At 68.6% G+C, this 417-nt stretch carries 1 pseudogene; it reads right to left on the bottom strand.

Going from position 1 to position 417, the window contains the following annotated elements:
* A pseudogene (locus B472_RS17190) lies at positions 1–417 on the bottom strand (hypothetical protein); the annotation flags it as partial.

Genomic DNA, 417 nt, shown 5'->3' with positions numbered 1-417 from the left:
ATTGCGCCGGTGTGGCCGGGTCGCTCATGGCGCTCAGCGCGTTAGCAAGCGCCGTCTGCGCTGCATCCAGTTCGCTTTGCGCCGTTGTCAGTGTGGCGTTGGCCGTATTCGCAGCTGTGACCCACTTGGCCACTTCGGCGTCTGTGGCCGTCTCGCTGGCGGTGGTGGCTGCGCTCACGGTGACCGCATCGGCCAGGGCAGCAGCAGCTGCGCTGGTGATGGCCGACAAATCGGCGGGGGTCTCGCCTGCTGCAGTGGCCGCGTCGTTGGCCGCCGTCACGGCTGTGTTGGCTGCGGTGGCTGCAGCGGTCGCCGCCGCGGCCTTGGCGGTCAAAGTGTTTTGCGCGGTCTCCACCGCCAACAACTGAGCCTCGGTGGCCAGGGTGCTTGAGCCACTGGCGGGCAGTTGCGCCAGGG

This window comes from Limnohabitans sp. Rim28, assembly GCF_000293865.2.
Taxonomy (GTDB): Bacteria; Pseudomonadota; Gammaproteobacteria; order Burkholderiales; family Burkholderiaceae_C; genus Limnohabitans_A.
Note: the sequence above shows the minus strand (reverse complement) of the source record. Positions and strands in the feature narration are given on the sequence as shown.